Consider the following 5,112-nt stretch of genomic DNA (forward strand, 5'->3'; position numbering starts at 1 on the left):
CGAGCGCGCCCGCAGGCTCCAGCTGGCGGGCCTGTGCGACCCGACCGACACCGTCATCGACCCCGGCGCCAGCGTGGCCCAGGCCGCCGACAAGTTTGCCGAGACCGGCACGCGCTACCTCTATCTGGTCAATGCCGACGGCGCGCTGATCGGGGCAATCTCGATCCACGCCGTCCAGCGCGCCCAACGCGATGCACCCTCGGCAAATCTGCTGGACCTCGGCGACCTCGGCTTTCCGTCGTTGACGCCGGATTCGCGCCTGCGTGACGCGCTGGAGATTTTCTCGGTCCATGGCATCAACCGGATTCCGCTGGTCCGCGACACCACCGGCCGCGAACTGATGGGCACGGTGTCCAAGCAGCGGGTGCTGCAGGAAGCCTCCTCCTTGTTCTGAATACGCCACACCGGGCCCGGCCACCGTCCCCCGCTCCGGGGACAAAAGGGTAGAATCGCGGGTTATCCTGCCAGCGCGACGCCGGCCGTTTTCGGGACCGCGGTGACCGCGTCCGGCGCCCGTGGCGTTGTAGTTCCACTCACTCGCCACTTTTGCCGGAGCCTTCATGCCCATGCTGTTTTCGCGTCTGTCGCTGGTCGCGTGCGCCGCGACGCTGCTGATATCCGTGGCCCCCGCCATGGCGCAGGAAACCCAGCCGATTCCCGGCGCGCCGGTGCGCGTGATCCCTGCGGATGCCATGATGGCTCGCATGGAAATCGTGCGATCGACCGATACGGATCCGATGCGCGCCAAGCTCGACGGCAAGGCCTTTGGCCTGGCGCCAGGCCTGCGCATCTTCAGCACGGAAACGCTGCTGATGAATCCGGTCACCGTGGCCGGCAAGAAATTCCCGGTGCGCTACAAGCTCGACCTGTACGGTCAGCTGCTGACCGCCTGGGTCATGACCGACGCCGAAGTGAAGGCCTGGAAGGCCGCGCACTGACGCATTTTCGATTCAACCTGTTGTGCCCTTGATGCCCCCAGGTAAACCACTGAGACCGGCACCATGAAGAAGGTATTTGTCAAAACGTACGGCTGCCAGATGAACGAGTACGACTCGGACAAGATGGTGGACGTGCTGAACGCCACGCAGGGCATGGAGCCCACGGACAACGTCGAAGACGCCGACGTGATCCTGTTCAACACCTGCTCGATCCGCGAAAAGGCCCAGGAGAAAGTCTTCTCCGAACTGGGCCGCATGAAGGCACTGAAAGCCGCCAAACCCGATCTGGTGATCGGCGTGGGTGGCTGCGTGGCCAGCCAGGAAGGCGCCTCGATCGTGTCGCGCGCGCCGTATGTCGACGTCGTGTTCGGCCCGCAGACACTGCACCGCCTGCCCGACCTGATCAACCGCCGCCAGCAGACCGGCCTGTCGCAGGTCGACATCTCGTTCCCGGAGATCGAGAAGTTCGACCACCTGCCGCCGGCGCGCGTGGACGGCCCGAGCGCGTTCGTGTCGATCATGGAAGGCTGCTCGAAGTACTGCAGCTATTGCGTGGTGCCGTACACCCGCGGCGAGGAAGTGTCCCGCCCGTTCGAGGATGTGCTGGCCGAAGTGGCCGGGCTGGCCGAACAGGGCGTGCGTGAAGTGACGCTGTTGGGCCAGAACGTCAACGCCTATCGCGGCGCGATGGGCGGCACGAGCGAGATCGCCGACTTCGCGCTGCTGATCGAGTACGTGGCCGAAATCCCCGGCATCGAACGCATCCGCTACACCACCAGCCACCCGAAGGAATTCACGTCGCGCCTGATCGAGCTCTACGGCCGTTGCGACAAGCTGGTGAACCATCTGCACCTGCCCGTGCAGCACGCGTCCGATCGCGTGCTGGCAGGCATGAAGCGCGGTTACAGCGTGCTGGAGTACAAGAGCATCATCCGCCGGCTGCGCGCGTTGCGTCCGGACATGTCGATGTCGTCGGACTTCATCGTCGGCTTCCCCGGCGAGACCGATGCCGACTTCGACAAGCTGATGGCCATGGTTCACGAGATCGGCTACGACACCTCGTTCTCGTTCATCTTCAGCCCGCGCCCCGGCACGCCAGCGGCGAACCTGCACGATGACACGCCGCACGAGGTCAAGCTGCGCCGCCTGCAACTGCTGCAGGCCACGATCGAGGAGAACGTGCAGCGCATCAGCCAGGGTATGGTCGGCACGGTTCAACGCATCCTGGTGGAAGGCCCGGCGCGCAAGGACCCGACCGAACTGCACGGCCGCACCGAAAACAACCGCGTGGTCAACTTCGCGCTGCCGGGCGTGCCGCAGGCCCAGCGCGACCGCATGATCGGCCAAATGGTCGACGTGAACGTCACGCAGGCATTCCCGCATTCGCTGCGCGGCGAGTTCGTCGTGCGCCAGTAAGCGCCGTTCAACAAGGCCCCATGAAGATTCCAACCGCCGAATTCGTCGCTCCCAGGGACGACAACACGCGCCTGCAGAACCTGTGCGGGCCGCTCGACGAGAACCTGCGCCAGATCGAACAGGCGCTCGACGTGACGATCCAGCGCCGCGGCCACCGCATGACGGTGCGCGGCGAACGCGCCCAGGACGCGACGCTGGCGCTGGAGCGCTTCTACAACAATGCCCGCGTGTCGCTATCGATCGACGACGTGCAGCTTGGGCTCGTGGAATCGCGTCAGGTGGCCGCGCATGGCGCCTACCTGCCGAGCACGGAAGGCGACGACGGTTCCAGCATCGAAGACGAATCGCCGGTGCTGCATACGCGCCGCACCGGGCTGCAGGGCCGCACGGCCATGCAGCGCGACTATCTGCGCAACATCCTGTCGCACGATCTGACGCTCGGCGTCGGCCCGGCGGGTACCGGCAAGACCTACCTCGCCGTGGCCTGCGCCGTCGACGCGCTCGAGCGTGACGTGGTCAAGCGCATCGTGCTGACGCGCCCGGCCGTGGAAGCAGGCGAACGGCTCGGCTTCCTGCCCGGCGACCTGGCGCAGAAGGTCGACCCGTACCTGCGCCCGCTCTACGACGCCCTCTACGACCTGCTCGGCTTTGACCGCACGCAGAAGATGTTCGAACGCCAGATGATCGAGATCGCGCCGCTCGCGTACATGCGCGGCCGCACGCTCAATCACGCGTTCATCATCCTGGACGAAGCACAGAACACCACGCCGGAACAGATGAAGATGTTCCTGACGCGGATCGGCTTCGGCTCCAAGGCCGTGATCACCGGCGACACCACCCAGATCGACCTGCCGCGCGGCCAGAAGAGCGGCCTCGTGGAGGCGCAGCACGTGCTGCGCGACGTGCGTGGGGTGTCGCTCACACGCTTTACCAGCGTCGACGTCGTTCGCCACCCGCTCGTGGCGCGCATCGTCGAGGCTTATGACGAATATCACGCCCAGCACAAGGACGCCTGATCTTGACCAAGAAGTCTCCCAATGCCACCAGCCTCGTGCTGTTCGATGCCGATGGCCGCGCCCGCAAGGCAAACGCGCACGCGCTGCGTATCCAGCTGGCCGACGGCCGCAGCCTGACGCTGGACCTGTCCCAGGCCGGCGACGGCGTGGTGGCGCTGCTTGCCGAGCACACCGATACCCGCCAGCAGGCTGGCCTGCTGGTGCGCCCGGACAACAGCGACGCGCTGTCCGTGGCCGTGACCGCCACGCCGATCGTCACCACCACGGGCACGCCGGCGACCCCGCCCGCGCTCGAGCTTGACGTCCAGCATGGCGATGGCGTGTCGAAGCGCAACGGCCTGCCGAGCCGCAAGCAAATCGAGAAATGGGTGAAATCCGCGCTCTATGCCGATGCCGCGCTGACAGTGCGTTTCGTCGACGAGGCGGAAGGCCGCACACTGAACCGCAGCTACCGCGGCAAGGACTACGCCACCAACGTGCTCACGTTCGCCTATGCCGAGAACGACGACGATCCGGTAGCCGGCGACATCGTGCTGTGCTGCCCGGTGGTGGAGTCCGAAGCCAAGGCGCAGAAGAAGTCGCTCGAAGCCCACTACGCCCATCTGATCGTGCACGGGGTGCTCCATGCCCAGGGCTACGAGCACGATGACGACACCGAGGCCGAGGAAATGGAAGCCATCGAGACCGAAACGCTGCAGGCCCTGGGTTTCGAGGACCCGTACAAGCCGATCCGCGAGTAACAGCCAGTCTGGCTCCCCACTCCCGCAAGCGTGAGCGGGGAGCACGAAAAGCCACCTGATCAGCCGCCCCACCCGGCCCTGTCACGGGCCCGGAAGGCTTTTAGTGTATGCTTCAGACGATCTCCACCACGCGCTAGCCGCGACATGAACGACCCCTATCCCAGTTCGAAGCCTGCCAATCATAAGCAGACGGATCGACCACGATCCCTACTCGAACGCCTTTCGGACTTCATCTCTCCCGAGCCCGATACCCGCGCCGAATTACTGGAAGTGCTGCAGGACGCGCACGAGCGTAACCTGATCGACGCCGACTCGCTGTCGATGATCGAAGGCGTGTTCCAGGTGTCTGAACTCACCGCGCGCGACATCATGGTGCCCCGGGCGCAGATGGACACGGTCAACATCGCGGACGCGCCGGAGACCTTCATCCCGTACATGCAGCAGACCGCGCACTCGCGCTTTCCCGTCTACGAAGGCAACCGTGACAACATCATCGGTATCCTGCTGGCCAAGGACCTGCTGCGCTATTACACGGACCCGAACTTCGACCTGCGCGAAACGCTGCGCCCGGCCGTGTTCATCCCCGAGTCGAAGCGGCTGAACATTCTGCTGCGCGAGTTCCGTATCAATCGAAATCACATCGCGATCGTTGTCGACGAATACGGCGGCGTGGCCGGTCTGGTCACGATCGAGGATGTGCTCGAGCAGATCGTCGGTGACATCGAGGACGAGTTCGACCTCGACGAAGACCATGACAACATCCTGCCTACCGCCGACGGCGCCTGGCGCGTGCATGGTCTGACCGAGATCGAGCAGTTCAACGAGACCTTCGGCACGGCATTTCCCGATGACGACGTCGATACGGTCGGCGGGCTGCTCACAAACCATGTGGGCCATGTACCGCATCGTGGCGAGATCATCACGCTGCCGCCGATGCAGTTCGAAGTCCTGCGCGCGGACGCCCGCCAGGTGCACCTGCTGCTGGTGCGCCGCGAGGCGCCC

At 65.1% G+C, this 5,112-nt stretch carries 6 protein-coding genes; all 6 read left to right on the plus strand.

The window, feature by feature from the left end:
• The coding region (locus tag D769_RS19575; RefSeq protein ID WP_008648605.1) for a CBS domain-containing protein at positions 1-394 on the plus strand (394 nt) is incomplete at its 5' end.
• Positions 395-560: 166 nt separating this feature from the next.
• Positions 561-938 carry a hypothetical protein gene (locus tag D769_RS19580; RefSeq protein ID WP_040011144.1) on the plus strand — a complete coding sequence of 126 codons (378 nt, stop codon included), beginning with the start codon at positions 561-563 and terminating at the stop codon, positions 936-938.
• A 63-nt stretch (positions 939-1,001) separates the two neighbouring features.
• Entirely contained in the window at positions 1,002-2,354 is a 1,353-nt protein-coding gene (gene miaB / locus D769_RS19585; RefSeq protein ID WP_008648608.1) for a tRNA (N6-isopentenyl adenosine(37)-C2)-methylthiotransferase MiaB, read from the plus strand.
• 20 nt (positions 2,355-2,374) lie between these two features.
• Positions 2,375-3,370 carry a PhoH family protein gene (locus tag D769_RS19590; RefSeq protein ID WP_008648613.1) on the plus strand — a complete coding sequence of 332 codons (996 nt, stop codon included), beginning with the start codon at positions 2,375-2,377 and terminating at the stop codon, positions 3,368-3,370.
• A gap of 2 nt (positions 3,371-3,372) precedes the next feature.
• The gene (gene ybeY / locus D769_RS19595; protein WP_008648615.1) at positions 3,373-4,110 is read left to right on the plus strand and encodes an rRNA maturation RNase YbeY; all 738 of its coding nucleotides are present in this window, start codon (positions 3,373-3,375) and stop codon (positions 4,108-4,110) included.
• A gap of 144 nt (positions 4,111-4,254) precedes the next feature.
• The coding region (locus D769_RS19600; RefSeq protein ID WP_008648616.1) for a transporter associated domain-containing protein at positions 4,255-5,112 on the plus strand (858 nt) is incomplete at its 3' end.

Origin of the sequence: Cupriavidus sp. HMR-1 (assembly GCF_000319775.1) — a bacterium.
Taxonomy (GTDB): domain Bacteria; phylum Pseudomonadota; class Gammaproteobacteria; order Burkholderiales; family Burkholderiaceae; genus Cupriavidus; species Cupriavidus metallidurans.

Excerpts from the sequence above, each read along its gene's own strand:
- D769_RS19580 (WP_040011144.1), top strand. The coding sequence starts at position 561 with ATGCCCATGCTGTTTTCGCGTCTGTCGCTGGTCGCGTGCGCCGCGACG.
- D769_RS19590 (WP_008648613.1), top strand. The coding sequence starts at position 2,375 with ATGAAGATTCCAACCGCCGAATTCGTCGCTCCCAGGGACGACAACACG.
- miaB (WP_008648608.1), top strand. The coding sequence starts at position 1,002 with ATGAAGAAGGTATTTGTCAAAACGTACGGCTGCCAGATGAACGAGTAC.